The organism is Azospirillum sp. OGB3 (genome assembly GCF_014192915.1).
In the GTDB taxonomy this organism is placed as follows: Bacteria; Pseudomonadota; Alphaproteobacteria; order Azospirillales; family Azospirillaceae; genus Azospirillum.
On sequence record NZ_JACHYN010000003.1, the window covers coordinates 503,057 to 521,363 of the forward strand.

The window sequence follows — 18,307 nt, forward strand, 5'->3', positions numbered from 1 at the left end:
TGATGCGGGTTCATTTGGCGCGTGGCCGAATCGTCTGTCAACACGCAACCAAGCCACATCACGCAAGCTCCACGGCGGGCGTCAGGCCAAGCGGAATTTCAGGCGCGGCCCGATCTCCGTGAAGCCTTCGCGCTTGTAGAACCGCAGGGAATCCGGCCAGTCCGCGGCGGACGGCGCCCCCACCTCCACCCGCGTCCAGCGATGGCGACGGCCGTGGTCGAGAACGGCCCGGATCAGCACCCGCCCCACCCCCGCGGAGCGCGACTCCGGTTTCACGTACAATTCCCGGATCGTCCCGAACCGGCCCAACGTGGAGATGCAGGCCCCCTCCGACAGGGTCGCGACGCCGAGCGGGCGCCCCGCCGCATCCTCGGCCAGGAAGACCATGTAGGACTCGCCGGCGCCGCCCAGCAGGGACTCCGCGGCCGCCAGCATGACGGCCCGCGGCGTATCGTTCTGCCCGGCGGTGAGTTCAGAGAGCAGCGCCGCCACGAACCCGGTGACCACACCCGCGTCGGCAAGCCCAGCCTTACGCACACGAATGTCGGTCATGTCCCAACACCTCCGCTCACGTTTCGCGAGGCAATCGTACTTGGGAAGTTTGTGATCCGAAACACCTTGCTTCGATCCTCGACCCTTCGATCCGTAGACCCGACTGCCCCTTTCACCGCACTCCCAACAATCGTGAGGGATATGAATTCAGATGAAGCCGAAACCGAGAAGGCCTATAAACCCCATCAATCACCGGTTATAAAAGTTCAATGATGCACATCAGTGGATACAGCATGCGCCCCATGATCGCCCTGGCTTGCGGGATGTTGCTGTCGGTCGCTCCGGCAATGGCTCAAGCTCAAGGCCCCGACATCCTCACAATATGGCAACAGTTCTCAGTTTCCAATTCACTTGCCAGCAAATGCGTGAAGCCCGACAAAGCGAAACTCACAAAATTTATAGAGAACTACCAAATCATCTCCACTCATGCGACCCTTCGCCTCAAACAAATGAATCCGGAATGGGGCCGCGATCGCGTTGATAAGACGATGACAGAGCACTACACCGCGATTGACAAAGCCGTATCGGAATTTCTTGCTCAAGAAACATGCGGTGGACAGAAAACTAAAGAAGCTTTGCAACGTTTTGATATGCAGGCTGAAATGGATTTTTCCAGAAACAAGCAGTGATCTTGCAGAGGGAATGGCTCCCTATCGCCACTATCCCTCTGCCATTGCGTCAACAGTCAGCAAGCCTCCGCTTCGATGGTCAGGCTGTCCAGGAGAAAGCTGCCGTCCTCCAGGATGTCGAAGTGGCGGCGCACCTCGTCGGAGGCGAGATCCTGCAAGGCGCGGATGGCCTGGGCGCGCAGCTCCGGGGTGGAGGTGCGGGCGGTCCAGACGGCGAACTCCATGCGCAGGCGGCGCGGCGTCAGGCCGGTCACCGCGAAGCCGGCGCGCGACAGGGCGGCCATCCATTCCGCGGCGCTGTAGTTGCGGACGTGCGAGGTGTCGCGCAGCAGCTCCACCGCCTGGAGATGGGTGTCCAACAGCGGGTGCCCCGGCGACACGATGTCCACGAAGACCGCCCGCCCGCCCGGAGCCAGCACCCGCCGCGCCTCGCGCAGGCCGGCCTCGGCGTTCAGCCAGTGATGGGCGCTGAAGCGGCTCAGCACCACGTCGAAATGGCCGTCCGGGAAGGGCAGTCGCTCGGCGGGGGCCTGTGTGGTGGTGATGTTGGCCAAGCCGCGCTCCGCCGCGTTGCGGGCCACCACCTCCAGCATTTGGGCGGTGACGTCCACAGCGACCACCTCGGCGGCGTGGAGGGCGGCGCGGTAGGCGACGTGGCCGCCGCCGCAGCCGAGATCCAGCACGCGGGCGGCGCTCTTCCCGCGCAGCGCATCCTCGATCTGGTCCAGGTCGGCACCGGAGGCGTGGACGACGCTGGTCACATAGGCGTCGGCGCGCTGGCCGTACTGCGCGGCGACGACGCCGTGGTGGCTGTTGCTCATGATGGCGATTCCGTTCGTGTGTGTTGGGGCGGGTTCGTCGTGAGGCTCCAGCATCGGCCGTTCGGCAAACTGGTACAAGGCAAGCGCTTATCCTGGTATAAGCGCTGCCACCATGAGTTCCGACGACGATGCCCGGCACCGGCTGGGCGCCTTCCTGCGCGCCCACCGGGAGCGGCTGACCCCGGCGGAGGCCGGCATCCCGCAAACCGGCTCCGCCCGCCGCCGCACGCCCGGCCTGCGACGGGAGGAGGCCGCCCAGCTCTGCGGCCTCAGCCCGACCTGGTACACTTGGCTGGAACAGGGACGCGAGGTCTCCGTCTCCCCGCAGGCGCTGGCGCGCATCGCCGGGGCGCTGCGGCTGACCGCGGCGGAGCGCGTCTATCTGTTCGAGCTGTCGCGCAAGCGCGATCCCGACACCGACGCGGCGGACCGATCGGACCAGCCGCCGGCTCCGCTGCTCGCGGCGCTGGAGTCGATGACGGCGCCGGCCTATCTGCTCGACCGCGTCTGGAACGCCCGCTGCTGGAATGACGGCGCGGCCCATCTCTTTTCCGGCTGGCTGGGCGGGGTGGAGCGCAACCTGCTGCGCTACGTCTTCCTCGACCCCACCGCGCGGGGCTTCATCGCCGACTGGGAGGACCGCGCCCGTCGGCTGCTGGCCGAGTTCCGCGCCGACACCGCCCGCCGCGCCGGGGATGCCGCTGTGACCGCCCTGGTCGACGGCCTGCGCGCGGCGTCGCCCCGCTTCGCCCGGCTGTGGGAGGACCAGGGCGTGCTGGAGCGGGAGGGCGGCACTCGCGGCTTCACCCATCCCCAGGACGGGACGCTGGTCTACGAACAAGTGACGTTGTGCCCCGCGGGACGATCCGACTACAAGCTGGTGATGCTGCTGGGGCCGCAGGCTCCGTAAGACGCCCACCGACACGCTCCGGACGCCCCATGGACCGCCAGCCGCCCGACGCACCTCAAGACAGTGCCGCGAAGACCAACGCCGTTTTCACAGCCTACAGTCTGTATCTGCTCTCCTCGGCCTTCTTCGCCTCCAATGTGGTGATCGGGCGGGCCGCCGCCGCCATCGTGCCACCGGTCGGGCTGGCCTTCTGGCGCTGGGTGCTGGCCTTCCTGATGATCCTGCCGCTGGCCCTGCCCGGCCTGATCCAGCACCGCCACGTCCTGCGTGCCTCGTGGAAGCGCTTCCTTCTGCTGGGCGCTCTGGCCCAGGGCGTGTGCGGCGCCGTCGTCTATATGGGGCTGGAGCGCACCAGCGCGACCAACGCCGCGCTGATCTACGCCACGAGCCCGGTCATCATTCTGATGATCGCCGCCCTGTGGCTGCGCGAAAAGGTGACGCCGAGGCAGGCCGCGGGAATCGCCGTCGCCATGGCCGGCGTGCTGGTGATCCTGACCCGCGGCGACGCGCAGGCGCTGCTGCACCTGTCCTTCAACGCCGGCGACCTGCTGATCCTGGTGGGGTCGGCGACCTGGGCGGTCTACACGGTGCTGCTGCGCCAGACCCGCAGTTCGCTGCCGGTAGTGACGGTGTTCGCAGCCAACGCGCTGGCCGGCGTTGTCGTGCTCGCCCCCTTCTACGCGTGGGAGACTCTGGCCCTCCGCCCCGTCCCGCTGAGCCTGGACGCCGCCCTCCGCATCGCCGGGGTGGCGCTGTTCGCCTCCGTCCTGGCCTTCCTGACCTATCAGAAGACGATCAACCTGATGGGGCCGGCGCGGGCCGGCACCTCGCTCTACGTCATGCCGCTTTGGGCGGCGGTGGCGGCATGGGCGCTCCTGGGGGAGCAGTTCCAGATGTTCCACCTGCTGGGCGTCCTGCTGGTGCTGCCGGGGGTGGCGCTGGCGACCCTGCCGCCGCGCGCCGCCCCCGCCAATCCCATCAGCCGATCATCGGAAGCGTGAGCCCCTGCTCCTTGGCGCAGTCCTTCGCGATGTCGTAGCCGGCGTCGGCGTGGCGCATCACGCCGGTGCCCGGATCGTTGGTCAGCACCCGCTCCAGCCGCTTGGCCGCGGCGTCCGTCCCGTCGGCGACGATGACCATGCCGGAATGCTGGCTGAAGCCCATGCCGACGCCGCCGCCATGGTGCAGCGACACCCAGGTCGCCCCCGAGGCGCAGTTCAGCAGCGCGTTCAGCAGCGGCCAGTCGGAGACCGCGTCGGACCCGTCGATCATCCCCTCCGTCTCGCGGTTCGGGCTGGCGACCGAGCCGCTGTCGAGATGGTCGCGCCCGATGACGATGGGGGCCTTCAGTTCGCCCTTCGCCACCATCTCGTTGAAGGCGAGGCCGAGCCGCGCCCGGTCGCCCAGACCCACCCAGCAGATGCGCGCCGGCAGGCCCTGGAAGCGGATGCGCTCGCGCGCCATGTCCAGCCAGTTGTGCAGGTGCGGGTTGTCGGGGATCAGCTCCTTCACCTTGGCGTCGGTGCGGTAGATGTCCTCCGGGTCGCCGGACAGGGCGGCCCAGCGGAAGGGGCCGATGCCGCGGCAGAACAGCGGCCGGATGTAGGCCGGAACGAAACCGGGGAAGGCGAAGGCGTCGGCCACCCCCTCGTCCTTGGCGACCTGCCGGATGTTGTTGCCGTAATCCAGCGTCGGCACGCCCATGGCGTGGAAGTCCAGCATGGCGCGGACATGGACCGCCATCGACGCCTTGGCCGCCGCGACCACAGCCGCCGGGTCGCTGCGGCGCTTCGTCTCGGCCTCCTCCATCGTCCAGCCGGCGGGCAGATAGCCGTTCAGCGGGTCGTGGGCGCTGGTCTGGTCGGTCACCGCGTCGGGGCGGAAGCGCGGGTCGGTCTTGGCGCGGCGCACCAGCTCCGGGAACACCTCCGCGGCGTTGCCGAGCAGACCGACCGACACCGCCGTGCCGGCGGCCTGGGCCTCCCAGAGGATCGCCATGGCCTCGTCGAGACTGGTGGCCGAGCGGTCGAGATACTTGGTCTCCAGCCGCCGCTCGATGCTGCGGGCGGAGCATTCCACGGCCAGCATCGACGCCCCGGCCATGGTCGCGGCCAGCGGCTGCGCGCCGCCCATGCCGCCCAGACCGCCGGTCAGAATCCAGCGGCCCTTGAGGTCGCCGCCGTAATGCCGCCGCCCGACCTCCACGAAGGTTTCGTAGGTGCCCTGGACGATGCCCTGGCTGCCGATGTAGATCCAGGACCCGGCGGTCATCTGGCCGTACATCATCAGGCCCTTGGCGTCCAGTTCCCGGAAATGGTCCCAGGTCGCCCAATGCGGCACGAGGTTGGAGTTGGCGATCAGCACACGCGGCGCGTCCGCGTGGGTGCGGAAGACGCCGACCGGCTTGCCCGACTGGACCAGCAGCGTCTCGTCCTCGTTCAGGGTCTTCAGCGACGCCACGATGGCGTCGAAACAATCCCAGTTCCGCGCCGCCCGTCCGATGCCGCCATAGACCACCAACTCGTCCGGGTTCTCCGCCACGTCGGGGTCGAGGTTGTTCATCAGCATGCGCAGCGGCGCCTCGGTCAGCCAGGACTTGGCGGACAGGTCGGTGCCGTGCGGCGCCCGGATGACGCGGCGGTTGGCCGGCTGCCCGGCCGGCGGCTTGGTGTCGGACATGTGACTCGTCCCTCTCGAATTCTGCTTGATGCGTTTGTTGTTTTCAGACGGGAACAGTGCCGCCGCCCAGGAGAACGGTCAACGTTTCCCAAGGGGTGGAGCGGGTGCGGGCGTGCAGACGCTTGTCCAACGTGACGAGCGGCGCGCCACGCGATTCAGCAAGCGCCAGATAGGCGCAGTCATACACTGGATGATCCAGTTGACGGGCGATGCGAAGCGCCTGTGACCATACGACGGTCGGCGAAACCAGTTCGGTCAGGGCGCGCGGAATGCGCTCCACAATGCCTTCGGCCTGCTCTCCCTGGATACCGCCGCGCCGCGCGATCTTCCAGACGGCGTTGGCGACCTCGATCAAGATGAAGTCCGGAGCGATCAAGGGCCGTGATGACAGGAGAAGGGCTTCCGCCACTTCTGCCAAGGGGTCTTCGACGCCCCATAGAACCGCGACGCTGGCATCCACCACCAGAGTCATCGCTCGCGTCCCTCGCGAATCACGGCGGCGACGTCGATGGACGCGCCGGGTGGCGTCAGCGCGCGGATGCGCCGGAACTCCTCGACCAGCGCCCTGCGTTCAGGAGGGGGCACCGCCGTCGCCTCCTCGACGATCCGACCGATCTCCTCTTCGACGGACCGGCCGGCGATGCTGGCCCGCATCTTCAAGCGGTCGAGCACGTCTTCCTCGATCCTGAGCGTGATCTCCCCCATCGCCGGCTCACCTCCGTCCGCGTTGCCCCGATGTTAGCCTACCCTTGGAGCGATTTCACCAGCCGCCCGTCCCGCACCACCGCCGCGCAGGGGGTGGCGCCCAGCCAGTAGCACAGCTCCGCCGGGTCGCCGACGTCCCACACCGCCAGATCGGCGGCCTTGCCGGGCTCCAGCGTGCCGTGGGTGGCGGCCATGCCGAGCGCCTGGGCGGCGTTGCGGGTGACCCCGGCCAGCGCCTCCTGCGGGGTCAGGCGGAACAGGGTGCAGGCCATGTTCAGCATCAGCAGCAGCGACACGGCGGGCGAGGTGCCGGGGTTGCAGTCGGTGGACACCGCCATCGGCACGCCGTGGCGCCGGAACAGCGCGATGGGCGGCAGCTTGGTCTCGCGCAGCGTGTAGAAGGCGCCGGGCAGCAGCACGGCCACCGTCCCCGCCGCAGCCATCGCCCGCGCGCCCTCCTCGCCGGTGTGCTCCACATGGTCGGCGGACAGCGCCTTGTAGCGCGCGGCCAGCGCGGCCCCGCCGCCGTCCGAGAGCTGGTCGGCGTGCAGCTTCACCGGCAGGCCGAGCCGCCGCGCGGTGTCGAACACGCGGGCCGTCTGCTCCGGCGAGAAGGCGATGCGCTCACAGAAGGCATCGACCGCGTCGAGCAGGCCCTCCGCGGCCAGGGTGGGCAGGATCTCATCGCAGACCAGCGCGATGTAGTCGTCCGCCCGCCCGGCGAATTCCGGCGGCAGGGCGTGGGCGGCCAGCCCGGTCGTCCGCACCGTGACGGGGAAGCGCTCGCCCAGCGCCCGCGCCGCGCGCAGCATCCGCCGCTCCGTGGCGAGGTCGAGGCCGTAGCCGGATTTCACCTCCACCACCGTCACGCCCTCGGCCAGCAGCCGTTGCAGCCGGACGGCGGCGCTGGCGATCAGCCCGTCCTCGTCGGCGGCGCGGGTCGCGGCGACGGTGGAGGCGATGCCCCCGCCGGCCCGCGCGATCTCCTCGTAGGTCGCCCCTTCCAGCCGCATCTCGAACTCGCGGGCGCGGTTGCCGCCGAAAACCAGATGGGTGTGGCAGTCGATCAGCCCTGGCGTGACCCAGCGCCCGCCCAGGTCATGCTCCTCGGCGGCGCGGCCGGCGGGCCGGTCCTTGGCGGCGCCGATCCAGGCGATCCGTCCGTCCTTCACGGCGATCACCGCGTCCCGAACCGGGCCCGCCGGCCCCATGGTGGCCGCATGACCGTTGAACCACAGGCTGTCCCACTCCATCATCCCCTCCCCGGCTTCGCGCCGCTGTCCACCCCACCTTACCATCGCCATGCCCGACACCGACACCACCCCAGCCCCGCGTTCCGCGCATCCGGTCCTGCTCTGCGCCGATGACTACGGCCTGTCGCCGGGGGTCAACGAGGCCATCCGCGACCTCATCGCCGCCGGACGGCTGACCGCCACCTCGGCCATGACGCTCTGCCCCTACTGGGCGGAGGGAGCGGCGCCGCTGAAGGAGCTGTCCGACAAGGCCGACGTCGGGCTGCATTTCACGTTGACCGACCAGCCGCCGCTGGGATCCCTGCCCAGGCTGGCGCCGGACGGAAAGCTGCCTCCCCTGGGACGGCTGATGAAACTGGCCTACAGCGGCGGCCTCGACCCCCGGGAAATCCGGGCGGAGCTGGCCCGGCAGATCGACGCCTTCGCCGCGGCCTGGGGCGGACCACCCGCCTACATCGATGGTCACCAGCACGTTCACCAGCTTCCCACCGTGCGCGAGGCGGTGGCCGACGCCCTGGCCGCCCTGCCCGGCGCCTATGTCCGCCTGTGCGGGGAGCCAATGGGAGCCGTCCTGCGCCGCGGCGTGGCGGTGCCGAAGACCTTGCTGATCGGCGGGCTCGGCGGCGGGCTGGCGCGGCTGGCGCGGGCGCGCGGCATTCCCGCCAACGACCGCTTCGCCGGGGTCTACGACTTCTCCGGACGCCAGCCCTTCCCGGATCTTATGGCGCGCTTCCTCGACCGTCCCGCCGGACGGCTGCTGGTGATGGTCCATCCCGGAGTCCCGGACGAGGCCTTGCGCCGCGCCGACCCGCTGGTGGACCAGCGCAAGGTGGAGCACGACTTTTTGAGGAGCCCGGCCTTCGCCGCCCTGCTCGCCGAGAAGAACATCCGGCTCGCCCGCTTCGCCGGGTTCCCGGCGCCCTGACACAACCTCCCGCTTCTCCGCCCCCTCCGGCGGCATAGTCTCGCCGGTCATTCTTGACCGCTGCAATTGTTCGCCCCTACCATCGTTACGACACGGCCGGATCGAGGGGACTCTTCCTGGCGAAGAGACGAACAACAAGATCCCCTCGACGGGAAACGGCCTTCAAAAAGGGATGCGGGACATGTTGAACGACGGGCAAAACAACGGGATGTCGTCCGGGCCACCGGGCGGCCAGAGTTCCAGCGGATGGGTCGATTTCTGGAACCGCCCCAACGCCATCTACGCGAACCAGCGCAATCTGGAAGCGCATTTCGCCTGCCTGCAGAACGACCTCGACGCCCATCTTCCGGCAGGGGGGACCGTCCTGGATTTCGGCTGCGGCGATGCGCTGGCGGCGGAAGCGATGGCGAAGCGCTGCCGGAACGTCTGGCTGTACGACGCAGCCCCCGCGGTGCGGGAACGCCTGCGCGAGCGGCTGTCCGGCCATCCCGGAATCCGCATTCTCGACGACGACGACCTCGCCGCCCTGCCGACGGGCAGCGTCGATCTGGTGCTGGCCGTCTCCGTGCTGCAGTACATCCCGCGCGAGAAACTGGAAGGCGTCCTTCACCGGTGGCGCCACCTGATCGGCGCGCGGGGGCATATCCTCATCGCCGATGTGGTGGAACCCGACACGCCGATGCTGCGCGACATCGCCAGCCAGCTCAGCATGGCGCGCCGGCACGGCTTCCTGATGGCGGCGCTGATGGGTCTGGGGCGCATGGCCCTGTCCGACTACCGCCGCATCCGGCGCGAGGCCGGCTTTTCCACCTACACGCCGGCGGAACTCCAGGCCCGGCTGTCCGCCGCCGGGCTGCGCAGCGATCGTCTTCCGAAGAACATCGGCCCGACACCGCACCGCCATTCCTTTGTCGCCCGCCCCCATGGCGAGCCGACCGGCGCTCAGCCGGCGGATGATCCGTCCCTGAAAGTCCAGTAGCGGTTCGCGCCGAAGCTCCACAGCATCACCAGCGCTGTCGCGGTGAGCTGGGCCGGCAGGTAATGCAGGCCCAGCCGCTGCGCCAAGGCCCACATGATGGCGCTGTTGAGGCACAGCCCAACGGCTGCAACGGCGACGAACTTCGTCGCCGTGGGCAGATGCTCCTGCTCGCTGCGGAAGACATGGCCGTAGTTCAGCAGGTAGCTGATGACGCCACCGACGAGGAAGCCCGCCGCCGAGGCCAGAACCGGCGGGGCCGCCGCCAGCTCCGACAGGGCGATCAGCACGCCGTAATGGCCGACCGCCGCCGCGCAGCCGACCACCGCGAAGAGCAGGAATTGGACCAGCGGTGCGTGCGCCGCCCGGCCCCCGGTGAATCTTGCCCCGGTCAATCCTCGTTCTCGACCCATTCCCTCTGCCGCAGCTTGTAGCGCTGGATCTTGCCCGTCTCCGTCCGCGGCAACTGCTCCAGGAACTCCACCGCGCGGGGGTACTTGTAGGGGGCGATCCGGTCCTTGACGTAGCATTGCAGCCGTTCCGCCAGATCGTCGCTGGGCCGCACGCCGTCGCGGGTGACGATGAAGGCCTTGGGGATGGAGCCGCGCAGCGGATCGGGCGCCGCGATGACCGCGCACTCCTCCACCGCCTCGTGGCCGAGCAGGACGTCCTCCACCTCCAGGCCGGAAATCTTGTAGCCGGCGGAGACGATCAGGTCGTCGGTCCGCGCGTGATACCAGAAATAGCCGTCCTCATCCATGCGGAAGGCGTCGCCGGTCAGGTTCCAGCCGCCCTGCACGTAGTTCTCCTGGCGCGGGTCGTCCAGATAGATGCAGCCGGTCGGGCCGCGCACGGCCAGCCGCCCGATCTGGCCGGGAGGCAGCGGGGTCAGGCTGTCATCGACCACGCGGGCCTCGTACCCCGGAACCACCGTCCCGGTGGCGCCGGGCCGGACGGCGCCGGGCGGCGAATGCAGGACGGCGTTCAGCATCTCCGTGGTGCCGAAGCTGTCGAGGATCTCCATCCCCGTCACCGCCTGCCAACCCTCCAGCGTGGTGGCGGGCAGCGGCTCCCCCGCCGAGACGCAGGCGCGCAACGTGCGCAGCCCCTCGGCCAGGGACGGATCCTCCTCGATCCGCGCGGTCATGGCGCGGTAGACGGTCGGCACGGTGAACATCACCGTCGCCTTGTGCTTCGCGGTCACTTCCAGCAGCCGTTCCGGCGTGGCCCGGTCCAGCAGCACGACCGACGCCCCCACCCGCAGCGGGAACAGCAGCATTCCCCCCTGCCCGTAGGCGAAGGCGAGCGACGGGGTCCCGCAGAACACGTCGTCGCCGCCGGTCTTCAGCAGCGACTGCGGCGACAGGTCGGCCACCGCCAGGAGGTCACGGTGGAAATGCGCGGTCGCCTTGGGCTTGCCCGTGGTTCCGGAGGTGAAGGCGATCAGCGCCACGTCGTCGGCGGCGGTGTCCACCGCGGCGAAGCCGGCTTCGATTTCCTCCAGCCGCACTTCGAGGTCGCCGCCGTTGAAGGTCACGACGGGCATCCCCCCACCCATGGCCTCCGCCGCGGCGTTCAGATCCTTGGCGAAGCGCGCGTCGCACAGCGCCAGCGAGACGGCGGCGCGGTCGAGGATGCTTTCCAGCTCCGTCGCGCGCAGCAGCGGCATGGTCGGCACCACGACCGCACCGGCCTTCAGCACCGCCAGCCAGCAGGCGGCGAGCATCGGCGTGTTGGTCCCGCGCACCAGCACCCGATTGCCTGGAACGATGCCGAACCGCTCGGTCAGCAGGCGGGCGATGCGGTCCACCGTGTCGCGGAAGCGGCCATAGCTCCACACGTCGCCGTTGCCGATGACGCAGGGCCTTTCGTCCCAGCCGCGCTCGCGCCAGACGTCAAGCAGGGCCGCGGCGGCGTTCAGACGCTCGGGATAGGTGAGTTCGGGGCGGTCGTAGGAGAAATCGGGCATCTGCTCCGGCGGCGGCAGCCGGTCGCGCGTGAAACTGTCGATGTGACCGGACCGAATCATCCCCTGACGCCTCCGCCGCGCACCGTGTTCTTGAGCTTTCCCAACAAACCCAACAGCTGGACCACATCCCCGTGGGGCATTCCCGCCGTCAATTCGGCCAGCCAGCGGCGTTGCGCCGCCGCGATGGCCTGTGCCAGCGCGCTGCCTTCAGGGGTGATCCGGACAAACTGCATGCGCCGGTCGTTCGACGCCGCGGCGCGCGTGACCAGCCCGTCGACAGACAGCCGTTCTACAATGCCGGTGACGTTGCCGTTGGTGACCATCATGCGCTTCGACAGCTCGCCCATGGTCAGCCCTTCCGGCTGACGATCGAGCAGGCTCAGCAGGTCGAAACGCGGCTGCGTGGTTTTGAACTCGTCGCGCAAACGGCTGCGCAACCGGGCGCCGATCAGAACGGCGCACGCCGAAAGACGCAACCAGAGGCGCATCTCCGGGGAGGCAGCAAGGTCAGCCGCAGCCTCCACATCGACCGACACGTCCCCCTGCGCCTCGGCCGATGTCTCGGCCGCTGCGGTGGCGGGTCCCTTCACGGTCTGTCTCCACTCCCGGTGGGAGGCATCCGCCGCAGCGCCGCCTCTTCTTTGTTCGAAGGCTTACTGTAGTTGGACGCTCGGCCTTTGAGCCATGCAAGGAAGGAATGCTTGGTGCACAAGCAATAATCATCTGCGCAGAGATCGGGCGCTTTTTTCGGTGAGCGCCGCAGCGGTTACTCGGCGCTCAGATACAGGTCGATTTCGCCCTGTTCCATGACGTGGGCGGTGCCGTGGATGATGCCGTTGGCGACCTGGATGATTCGATGGATCATCGCGACCGAGGTTTGACAGTCCAGCCGCAGCTTGTCGCTTGCCCCATCCTGGATATCGACGGACACGCGCTCCAGCGTGTGACGGACCACTTGGTGCGCCTGGGCGATGGTGTCCTCGAACGGCCGCTTGAACTTGGCGGGGACGTGGCCGTACGCCTCGATGGCAAGGTCCCTGTCCGAGAATCCGCTGTCGCGGAAATGCTCCGGATAGCTCTTGGGCTGCCAGATCAGGCATTCCTCCAGCATGTCCGGCATGTCCGGAATCATCTCGATCAGCATCACAATCTCGTTGAAGTGATTGAGATAATCGGTGGCGAGCAGGGTCTTGTCGGAAATGTTGGTGCCGACCACGCGCTGACGCCAAGCGTGGAAATCCGCCAATTCGTCCGGCGGAACACCTTCGGTCACCGACGGTTCGGATTCGGGCGGATCAGAGTCTGCCGGGTCGAAATCTGGTTCGGTCATTCGCGACTCTGGCATGCGCGGCTCTGGCATACGCGGTTCGACAGGCACGGGTCTGGCGAGACGGTGCCGGGCGGCTTCCAAGCCGTTCCGCCACCGGTGCGCGACGCCGGGGACAGTCAGTAATATCGCACTCATCCCTGTGCAAGCCCACCGGCGCGCTTTTTTGTGATGCCGTGCAAAAAAAACGCCGCCGGCGCGTCCCCGGTGGGACAAGCGCTGCGGCGGCAGTGACTGGCGGTTCAGGGAGGAATCACACCATTGCCACTTCCAACAACCGCCGCTTGCCGATTGTTCCGCCACCCCCGCAGGTGCAGCGAAGCGAAGGGTGCCGGTGCGCCCGGAAGGATCGAGAGCCCAAGCGGACGAAGTATCACCTGGCCCGATCGGCGACGCGACTTAACCCGTTCAAGCTATCCCGAATAACCCTTTCGTCGTCACTCCAGATACGGCGCGAACTGCGCCATATGAAATTAACTTTGTAAGCGATCGGACGGGAACATTCGGCAAAGTCCGGGAAACGCGGCAGGCAAGCCAGCACCTCGCGGCGGTCCGCACTGGCTGGAGGTACGGGGAAAACGTCATGGATCAGAACACCCGCCACCTGATGGAACATCTGCCTTACCTGCGACGCTACGCGCGGGCCTTGACCGGCACGTCGACGCAGGGAGATGCCCTGGTGACGCGCACTTTGGAATGGTACCTGGATGGTCCTGGAGGATCGGCGGCGGTGGTCCTGTCGCGCGCCTCGCTCTACCGGTACCTGAACCAATTGCAGGACAGTTCCGGCGCCAGGGCAGGCGCCGCCGGCGCCCATCCGGTCGAAGCCGCGCTGCACAGCCTGGACGAAATGGACCGCCGCCTCTACCTGCTGGTCAACCTTGAGGATCTGCCGGTCGCCGACGCCGCCACTGTGTTGGGAATAGCCCCGGAGGACGCCGTGGAACGGCTGAACTTCGCGCGCGAACGGGTGCGGTCGAAACTGACGGCGACGATCCTGATCGTCGAGGACGACGCCATCATCGCTTTCGATCTGGCGGAGACGGTGCGCGGCATGGGCCACACCGTCTGCGGCAACGCCGCCACCATGGACCAAGCGCTGAGCCTGGCCTCCCGCCACGCGCCGACACTGGCGCTGATGGACATCCGTCTGGCCGAGGGCGACAACGGAATCGAGGTGGCGCGGGAACTTCGCCGCCAGCGCTTCCTGCCGGTGATCTTCGTCACCGCCTTCCCCAACGAGTTGGCCAAGCAAGGGCTGGAGCATCTGGGCCCGGTGATCCCCAAGCCCTTCACCCGCGAGCAGATCGAACAGGCGATCACCCGCGCCGTCTTCACCCCCCACCCCGAGGAAGCCTCGCTCGCAATGAAGCACTGAGGTTCCGCGGAAGGGAAGAGCGGAGCAGCCCGCTTTACTTGAACACCACGGTGCGCCCGCCGTTCAGCAGGACGCGGTGTTCGACATGATAGCGGACCGCCCGAGCCAGCACGATGTTCTCGATGTCGCGCCCGATGGCCACCAGGTCGTCGGGCGTCATCGTGTGATCGACGCGCTCCGCCTCCTGCTCGATGATCGGACCCTCGTCCAGGTTCGAGGTGACGTAGTGGGCGGTGGCGCCGATCAGCTTCACGCCGCGGGCGTGCGCCTGGTGGTACGGCTTGGCGCCCTTGAAGCTGGGCAGGAAGGAATGGTGGATGTTGATGACCCGCCCGGCCATCCGCTCGCACAGGGCCGGGGACAGCACCTGCATGTAGCGGGCGAGCACGACCAGATCGATCTTTTCCTGCTCCGCGATCTCCAGCAGCCGGGCCTCCTGCTGGGCCTTGCTGTCGTTGGTCACCGGCAGGTAATGGAACGGGATGTTGTGCCACGCCGCCAGCTGGTAGAAGTCGCGGTGGTTGGAGACGATGGCCGGGATCTCGATCGGCAGATAGCCGGTGCGGTAGCGGTACAGCAGGTCGTTCAGGCAATGGCCGAACTTCGAGACCATGATCAGCACGCGCTGGCGCCGTCCGGCGTCGTGCAGTTTCCAGGTCATGCCGAAGCGCTCGGCCACCTGCTCGGCGAAGGCCGCCTGAAGCTCCGCCTGCGACGGCCCCGACGCCTCGGCGGAGAAATGGATGCGCAGGAAGAACAGATTGGTCCCGCGGTCGCCGAACTGCGCGCTGTCGATGATGTTGCACGACCGCTCGGCCAGGAATCCCGACACGGCGTAGACGATGCCCACGGCATCGGGGCACGAGACGGTGAGGATGTATTCAGAAGCGGTGCCGGACATGCGCGCCTACCGTTGCGACCTGGAATCGAGGGCGGATTCCCTAGCACGATCGTCCGCGGGATGCATCGTGCAATGTGGGAATACCGGAACGCCCTTCCGGCAGCATTTGGTAAGGATTCCCATGCGATGATGAGCCGTTTCGGCATCGGGCCGACCGCGGAGGCGAACCATGGGCATGGGCGGCAAGATCATCGGCGAATACGCCAAGGGCAAGGTTGACAAGCTGCTGACGCCGGAAGCGGCGGAAAGCACCTCGCGGCACCGGATCATGCACTTCCTGGAGAACATGGAAGCGGCGGTGCTGGAGGCGAACTGCGAGGTGATGGGACGGGAACTGCCCAACCTCGACCAGACCTCCTTCCTGCGGATGGCCGTGCGGGTGGCGGAGCTGCGGGCCGACTATCTGCGCGCCGGGCTGAAGGTGGCGGATCACCGGCACCCCAACGCCGCCGCCATCGACGAGCTGGCCCGCGTCCGCCGCGCCTACGAGGAGATGCAGGCGGTCTTCGAAGCGGCGGAGCGGGTGATCGAGCGGGGCTACGTGAAGCTGGGCTGAGGGAGCCTCCTTCCCAGCGTCACGGCCCGGTCGATGCCAGGATATCAGGCGTCCATGCCGGGGTGGCGGTAGACCATCGGCCCCGGCCCGCCCTCCTCGCCGTTCTTCTCCGGAAGCTGGGGCTGCGGCAGGGCGTAGAATTTCGGCTTGTCGGGGTCCAGCGTCTTCTCGAAAGGCAGCGTCATCGCCATGCCGGAGCGGTTCCTCTCCGCCTCGCGCATCGCCTGCTGGAGCTGTTCGGCCAGCTTCTGGTCCCAGGCCAGCTTGTAATAGCGCGGCTCGGCCCCGCCATCGAGCTGGAGCCACAGGTAGATCCCCTGCCCCTCCTTGATCTGGGCGCCCAGGATGGTGGCCTGGGCGGTGGCGCTCTGCGCCCATTCCATGCGGACCGGCTTCGGCTTGCTCAGCAGGTCGGCCATGCCGGCGTAGGCGACGGGCATGAAGCCGATGGAGACGGCGACCGCCGACACCTTCACCCACAGCCGGCGCGGCGCCCAGATGGCGATGGTGGCGAGCGTGGCGGCCAGGGCGACCGCGGCGACCTGGAAGTCGAGCAGTTGGGTCATGATTTCCTTCCGCTGCGCAGGGGCTTGTGGAGGCTGTGCACGCTGTCGCCGACCAGCTCGCCGGCCTCCGTCAGCTTGAAGCGGAAGACGGTCAGCTCCTGCCCCTCCCGGTCGAGCTGGACGGTGGTGGCGAGGAGCTGGCGCGCGTTGTCGCCGTCCGGCCGTTTGGCGCTGACCACCACGGTGACCGGCACCGGGAAGAGCGCCGCCTTGTTCCGGTAGAGATGCAGGTTCACCGCGTATTCGCCCGGCGGGATGCCGCGGCTGTAGCTGGCCTCGTAGTTCAGCTTCGTCGGGTCGGCGTTGCGGCCGAGATCGTCGCGCAGCAGGTTGAAGATCACGCCCGACTTGTTGGAATAGCCGACCGGCACGTCGCCCGGCGCCTCCACCCACAGGTCCACGTCGGCGTCCAGCTCGTCGGGCCAGCGGGCCTCGATCATGACGTTGCCGGGTGCCGCAACGCCCGCCGTGTCGGCCTGCTTGGCCTCCGGCCGAATGTGCGGAAGCAGCAGGATGACCACCGCCACGAAGCCGCAGAGCGCCAGCGTGATGACGTCGCGGAAGACGGTGCCGGCATCGTCCTCCTCGAACTGGTCAAGGGCCTGCATGGCGTTCCCCCACGGCGACGATCTCGGTGATCAGGTTCACCGTGGCGCCGGACAGCAGGCCGATGTTGACGTTCAGCCAGATGTTCAGGACGCCGCCGACCAGCGTGGTGTAAAGCGCGACGGCCATACCCTCGATCAGCTTCGACACCATCGGGCCGATAGCGGCGACGTCGCCGGCCTTCTCCGGATCGACGCCCGACAGGGCCATGATGAAGCCGATGACGGTGCCGATCAGCCCGAGGATCACCAGGGTCGAGGAAATCTGCCGCACCGTGCCGATGCGCGCCGACAGCTTGAACTTCAGGGACGATGCGGCGATCGACCGCGCCCCGGAATCCCGTCCGCGCACCTCCGCCAGATAGCGCGCGGCGCGCGACGGGACGGAGGGGTCGAATTCCTTGGCGCGGTTCAATTCGCGGCTGGTGCGCAGGATGCGCTGCGCCGACAGCCCCATTCCGGCCAGGAAGACCAGGAAGATCAGCAAGCACAGATGCGTGCTGTCGGTGGCGACGATGGGGTCGATCAGCCCCTCCGCCCAGGCGGCGGCGAGAAGGGCGAGACCGGCGGCGTTGACGACCGCGAAACGCAGAAGCAGCAGGTAGCGTTGCGACACCAGCGACAGGCCGGCGGTCAGCTGGCCGCCACGGCGGCGGCGCACGGTGGGCACGAGGGAATGAGCGGGGACGTTCTGGGCGTCTTCGGCCATGGCGTCCGAAACAGCGTCCGACATCGGGCAACCCTCCATCCAGGGAGCAGGGAGCGTTCAGGGCGGCACTCCGCAACCGGCGTGCCAGCGGTACTTCGTCGGTCTCGCCCAATCCCGCAGCCTGCCGCCCCGGCCTGTTCATGTGCTTGGCCGGATGGGATAAATCGCCCCTGTGACAAACAGGCTACCCCGGAAGTCTGTCCGGCATCGCCGCAGCCCCCATTGCTTTGGATCAACGGGTTCCACGATTTCGGTCGGCCCTGTGATTAAATTCTGGTCAAAGCCCAGGATCCGACCCATTCATTGCTTATGAAATAAGCAAAGTTATGCTGCGTCGCAGCATTGAAGTGTTGCATTGCCATAGGTGCCGAGAACGCGCGCGAATACAGAAAACCCCTTTCCCGCCATTGCGGAAAAGGGGTTTGCGGATGGATTCGTTCGTATTCGTGCGATCAGGCGTCGCGGTAATGTTCCAATTCGCGCCGAAGGTCGGTAACTTCGCGCTGCAACGCAACCACCCGGCCGACGTCGGGAGCCGTGCGGCGCTCTTCCTTTTCGAGTTCGTCTTCGACCTCGCGCTGCTCCTGCCGGATGATGTTGAACAAGGCTTTCCTCAACATCGCCACCTCCCGAGCTTATTTCTAAAATTTTAGCGCTTTCGGCCATCATCATCAAGGAATTCTTGGGAAGAGTCGAATCTTCATCGGGTGCCGTCTCCCTCCATGATGGCTTGGCCGCGACAATTGGCGGAGCTAACCCGGCCGGCCTTGACAACCCTTTTGCGCGTCCCCATTGGTTAACGCTCACACCTTGGGCTCAACCTCAGGCCTGTTCGGGCCGGACGCC

Annotated in this window: 22 protein-coding genes; 7 read left to right on the forward strand and 15 right to left on the reverse strand. The window is 67.7% G+C overall.

Going from position 1 to position 18,307, the window contains the following annotated elements; genetic code table 11:
- Positions 1 to 81 precede the first annotated feature (81 nt).
- Complete coding sequence (locus FHW79_RS09790; protein ID WP_183178726.1) at positions 82 to 552, reverse strand: GNAT family N-acetyltransferase; 471 nt, start codon at positions 550 to 552, stop codon at positions 82 to 84.
- Positions 553 to 785: 233 nt separating this feature from the next.
- Here FHW79_RS09790 and FHW79_RS09795 point away from each other — a divergent pair, with 233 nt between their 5' ends.
- The gene (locus FHW79_RS09795; RefSeq protein WP_183178727.1) at positions 786 to 1,181 is read left to right on the forward strand and encodes a hypothetical protein; all 396 of its coding nucleotides are present in this window, start codon (positions 786 to 788) and stop codon (positions 1,179 to 1,181) included.
- A 56-nt stretch (positions 1,182 to 1,237) separates the two neighbouring features.
- Here the strand turns inward: FHW79_RS09795 and FHW79_RS09800 are convergent, their stop codons facing one another.
- Positions 1,238 to 2,002, reverse strand: a complete 765-nt coding sequence (locus FHW79_RS09800) for a class I SAM-dependent methyltransferase (RefSeq protein WP_183178728.1) — start codon at positions 2,000 to 2,002, stop codon at positions 1,238 to 1,240.
- A gap of 112 nt (positions 2,003 to 2,114) precedes the next feature.
- On the opposite strand from FHW79_RS09800, the gene FHW79_RS09805 reads away from it, so the two are divergent.
- The gene (locus FHW79_RS09805; protein ID WP_183178729.1) at positions 2,115 to 2,912 is read left to right on the forward strand and encodes a helix-turn-helix transcriptional regulator; all 798 of its coding nucleotides are present in this window, start codon (positions 2,115 to 2,117) and stop codon (positions 2,910 to 2,912) included.
- A gap of 29 nt (positions 2,913 to 2,941) precedes the next feature.
- The gene (locus FHW79_RS09810) at positions 2,942 to 3,913 is read left to right on the forward strand and encodes a DMT family transporter (protein WP_183178730.1); all 972 of its coding nucleotides are present in this window, start codon (positions 2,942 to 2,944) and stop codon (positions 3,911 to 3,913) included.
- On the opposite strand, the gene hutU is transcribed toward FHW79_RS09810, so the two are convergent.
- The 4 genes from hutU to hutI are packed head-to-tail and all read right to left on the reverse strand — an operon-like array spanning position 3,891 to position 7,549.
- A complete protein-coding gene (gene hutU / locus FHW79_RS09815; protein WP_183178731.1) occupies positions 3,891 to 5,591 on the reverse strand; it encodes a urocanate hydratase in 1,701 nt (566 codons plus the stop codon). The two genes, FHW79_RS09810 and hutU, sit on opposite strands and share 23 nt — an antisense overlap.
- A 43-nt stretch (positions 5,592 to 5,634) precedes the next feature.
- Positions 5,635 to 6,063 (reverse strand): type II toxin-antitoxin system VapC family toxin, encoded by a 429-nt coding sequence (locus tag FHW79_RS09820; protein ID WP_183178732.1) that lies wholly within the window; start codon positions 6,061 to 6,063, stop codon positions 5,635 to 5,637.
- Positions 6,060 to 6,296, reverse strand: a complete 237-nt coding sequence (locus tag FHW79_RS09825) for an Arc family DNA-binding protein (protein WP_183178733.1) — start codon at positions 6,294 to 6,296, stop codon at positions 6,060 to 6,062. Before FHW79_RS09825 ends, FHW79_RS09820 begins: the two co-directional genes overlap by 4 nt.
- A 38-nt stretch (positions 6,297 to 6,334) precedes the next feature.
- On the reverse strand, positions 6,335 to 7,549 hold the full coding sequence (hutI, locus tag FHW79_RS09830) for an imidazolonepropionase (protein WP_183178843.1): 1,215 nt from the start codon (positions 7,547 to 7,549) through the stop codon (positions 6,335 to 6,337).
- Between the two features lie 49 nt (positions 7,550 to 7,598).
- Between hutI and FHW79_RS09835 the strand changes: the two genes are divergently transcribed.
- Both FHW79_RS09835 and FHW79_RS09840 read left to right on the forward strand, forming a co-directional pair.
- Entirely contained in the window at positions 7,599 to 8,474 is an 876-nt protein-coding gene (locus FHW79_RS09835) for a ChbG/HpnK family deacetylase (RefSeq protein WP_183178734.1), read from the forward strand.
- Between the two features lie 181 nt (positions 8,475 to 8,655).
- A complete protein-coding gene (locus FHW79_RS09840; protein ID WP_183178735.1) occupies positions 8,656 to 9,453 on the forward strand; it encodes a class I SAM-dependent methyltransferase in 798 nt (265 codons plus the stop codon).
- Here the strand turns inward: FHW79_RS09840 and FHW79_RS09845 are convergent.
- The 4 genes from FHW79_RS09845 to FHW79_RS09860 form a co-directional block, all read right to left on the reverse strand.
- Positions 9,417 to 9,845 (reverse strand): GtrA family protein, encoded by a 429-nt coding sequence (locus FHW79_RS09845; RefSeq protein ID WP_247884253.1) that lies wholly within the window; start codon positions 9,843 to 9,845, stop codon positions 9,417 to 9,419. The two genes, FHW79_RS09840 and FHW79_RS09845, sit on opposite strands and share 37 nt — an antisense overlap.
- A complete protein-coding gene (locus FHW79_RS09850) occupies positions 9,842 to 11,479 on the reverse strand; it encodes an AMP-binding protein (protein WP_183178737.1) in 1,638 nt (545 codons plus the stop codon). Before FHW79_RS09850 ends, FHW79_RS09845 begins: the two co-directional genes overlap by 4 nt.
- Entirely contained in the window at positions 11,476 to 12,009 is a 534-nt protein-coding gene (locus FHW79_RS32600) for a MarR family transcriptional regulator (RefSeq protein WP_183178738.1), read from the reverse strand. The genes FHW79_RS09850 and FHW79_RS32600 overlap by 4 nt, the downstream gene beginning before the upstream one ends.
- A 176-nt stretch (positions 12,010 to 12,185) precedes the next feature.
- Entirely contained in the window at positions 12,186 to 12,749 is a 564-nt protein-coding gene (locus FHW79_RS09860; protein WP_183178844.1) for a hypothetical protein, read from the reverse strand.
- A 580-nt stretch (positions 12,750 to 13,329) separates the two neighbouring features.
- Here FHW79_RS09860 and FHW79_RS09865 point away from each other — a divergent pair.
- On the forward strand, positions 13,330 to 14,124 hold the full coding sequence (locus tag FHW79_RS09865) for a response regulator (protein ID WP_183178739.1): 795 nt from the start codon (positions 13,330 to 13,332) through the stop codon (positions 14,122 to 14,124).
- 34 nt (positions 14,125 to 14,158) lie between these two features.
- On the opposite strand, the gene purU is transcribed toward FHW79_RS09865, so the two are convergent.
- Complete coding sequence (gene purU, locus FHW79_RS09870; RefSeq protein WP_183178740.1) at positions 14,159 to 15,025, reverse strand: formyltetrahydrofolate deformylase; 867 nt, start codon at positions 15,023 to 15,025, stop codon at positions 14,159 to 14,161.
- Between the two features lie 169 nt (positions 15,026 to 15,194).
- Between purU and FHW79_RS09875 the strand changes: the two genes are divergently transcribed.
- The gene (locus FHW79_RS09875; RefSeq protein ID WP_114860930.1) at positions 15,195 to 15,581 is read left to right on the forward strand and encodes a hypothetical protein; all 387 of its coding nucleotides are present in this window, start codon (positions 15,195 to 15,197) and stop codon (positions 15,579 to 15,581) included.
- A 44-nt stretch (positions 15,582 to 15,625) separates the two neighbouring features.
- Here FHW79_RS09875 and FHW79_RS09880 read toward each other — a convergent pair whose 3' ends face one another.
- The 4 genes from FHW79_RS09880 to FHW79_RS09895 all read right to left on the reverse strand — a co-directional run bounded on the left by FHW79_RS09880 (position 15,626) and on the right by FHW79_RS09895 (position 18,066).
- Positions 15,626 to 16,147 carry a hypothetical protein gene (locus tag FHW79_RS09880; RefSeq protein WP_183178741.1) on the reverse strand — a complete coding sequence of 174 codons (522 nt, stop codon included), beginning with the start codon at positions 16,145 to 16,147 and terminating at the stop codon, positions 15,626 to 15,628.
- On the reverse strand, positions 16,144 to 16,755 hold the full coding sequence (locus FHW79_RS09885; RefSeq protein WP_183178742.1) for a hypothetical protein: 612 nt from the start codon (positions 16,753 to 16,755) through the stop codon (positions 16,144 to 16,146). Before FHW79_RS09885 ends, FHW79_RS09880 begins: the two co-directional genes overlap by 4 nt.
- Positions 16,742 to 17,485 carry a MotA/TolQ/ExbB proton channel family protein gene (locus tag FHW79_RS32605; protein ID WP_247884254.1) on the reverse strand — a complete coding sequence of 248 codons (744 nt, stop codon included), beginning with the start codon at positions 17,483 to 17,485 and terminating at the stop codon, positions 16,742 to 16,744. The genes FHW79_RS09885 and FHW79_RS32605 overlap by 14 nt, the downstream gene beginning before the upstream one ends.
- Positions 17,486 to 17,913: 428 nt before the next feature.
- On the reverse strand, positions 17,914 to 18,066 hold the full coding sequence (locus FHW79_RS09895) for a hypothetical protein (protein WP_162473411.1): 153 nt from the start codon (positions 18,064 to 18,066) through the stop codon (positions 17,914 to 17,916).
- Between the last annotated feature and the right edge of the window lie 241 nt (positions 18,067 to 18,307).

Excerpts from the sequence above, each read along its gene's own strand:
- FHW79_RS09825 (WP_183178733.1), bottom strand. The coding sequence starts at position 6,296 with ATGGGGGAGATCACGCTCAGGATCGAGGAAGACGTGCTCGACCGCTTG.
- FHW79_RS09885 (WP_183178742.1), bottom strand. The coding sequence starts at position 16,755 with ATGCAGGCCCTTGACCAGTTCGAGGAGGACGATGCCGGCACCGTCTTC.
- FHW79_RS09810 (WP_183178730.1), top strand. The coding sequence starts at position 2,942 with ATGGACCGCCAGCCGCCCGACGCACCTCAAGACAGTGCCGCGAAGACC.
- FHW79_RS09850 (WP_183178737.1), bottom strand. The coding sequence starts at position 11,479 with ATGATTCGGTCCGGTCACATCGACAGTTTCACGCGCGACCGGCTGCCG.
- FHW79_RS09800 (WP_183178728.1), bottom strand. The coding sequence starts at position 2,002 with ATGAGCAACAGCCACCACGGCGTCGTCGCCGCGCAGTACGGCCAGCGC.
- hutU (WP_183178731.1), bottom strand. The coding sequence starts at position 5,591 with ATGTCCGACACCAAGCCGCCGGCCGGGCAGCCGGCCAACCGCCGCGTC.
- hutI (WP_183178843.1), bottom strand. The coding sequence starts at position 7,549 with ATGGAGTGGGACAGCCTGTGGTTCAACGGTCATGCGGCCACCATGGGG.
- FHW79_RS09875 (WP_114860930.1), top strand. The coding sequence starts at position 15,195 with ATGGGCATGGGCGGCAAGATCATCGGCGAATACGCCAAGGGCAAGGTT.
- FHW79_RS09835 (WP_183178734.1), top strand. The coding sequence starts at position 7,599 with ATGCCCGACACCGACACCACCCCAGCCCCGCGTTCCGCGCATCCGGTC.
- FHW79_RS09865 (WP_183178739.1), top strand. The coding sequence starts at position 13,330 with ATGGATCAGAACACCCGCCACCTGATGGAACATCTGCCTTACCTGCGA.
- FHW79_RS32605 (WP_247884254.1), bottom strand. The coding sequence starts at position 17,485 with ATGTCGGACGCTGTTTCGGACGCCATGGCCGAAGACGCCCAGAACGTC.
- FHW79_RS09795 (WP_183178727.1), top strand. The coding sequence starts at position 786 with ATGCGCCCCATGATCGCCCTGGCTTGCGGGATGTTGCTGTCGGTCGCT.
- FHW79_RS09840 (WP_183178735.1), top strand. The coding sequence starts at position 8,656 with ATGTTGAACGACGGGCAAAACAACGGGATGTCGTCCGGGCCACCGGGC.
- FHW79_RS09820 (WP_183178732.1), bottom strand. The coding sequence starts at position 6,063 with ATGACTCTGGTGGTGGATGCCAGCGTCGCGGTTCTATGGGGCGTCGAA.
- FHW79_RS09805 (WP_183178729.1), top strand. The coding sequence starts at position 2,115 with ATGAGTTCCGACGACGATGCCCGGCACCGGCTGGGCGCCTTCCTGCGC.
- purU (WP_183178740.1), bottom strand. The coding sequence starts at position 15,025 with ATGTCCGGCACCGCTTCTGAATACATCCTCACCGTCTCGTGCCCCGAT.
- FHW79_RS09860 (WP_183178844.1), bottom strand. The coding sequence starts at position 12,749 with ATGACCGAACCAGATTTCGACCCGGCAGACTCTGATCCGCCCGAATCC.
- FHW79_RS09790 (WP_183178726.1), bottom strand. The coding sequence starts at position 552 with ATGACCGACATTCGTGTGCGTAAGGCTGGGCTTGCCGACGCGGGTGTG.
- FHW79_RS09880 (WP_183178741.1), bottom strand. The coding sequence starts at position 16,147 with ATGACCCAACTGCTCGACTTCCAGGTCGCCGCGGTCGCCCTGGCCGCC.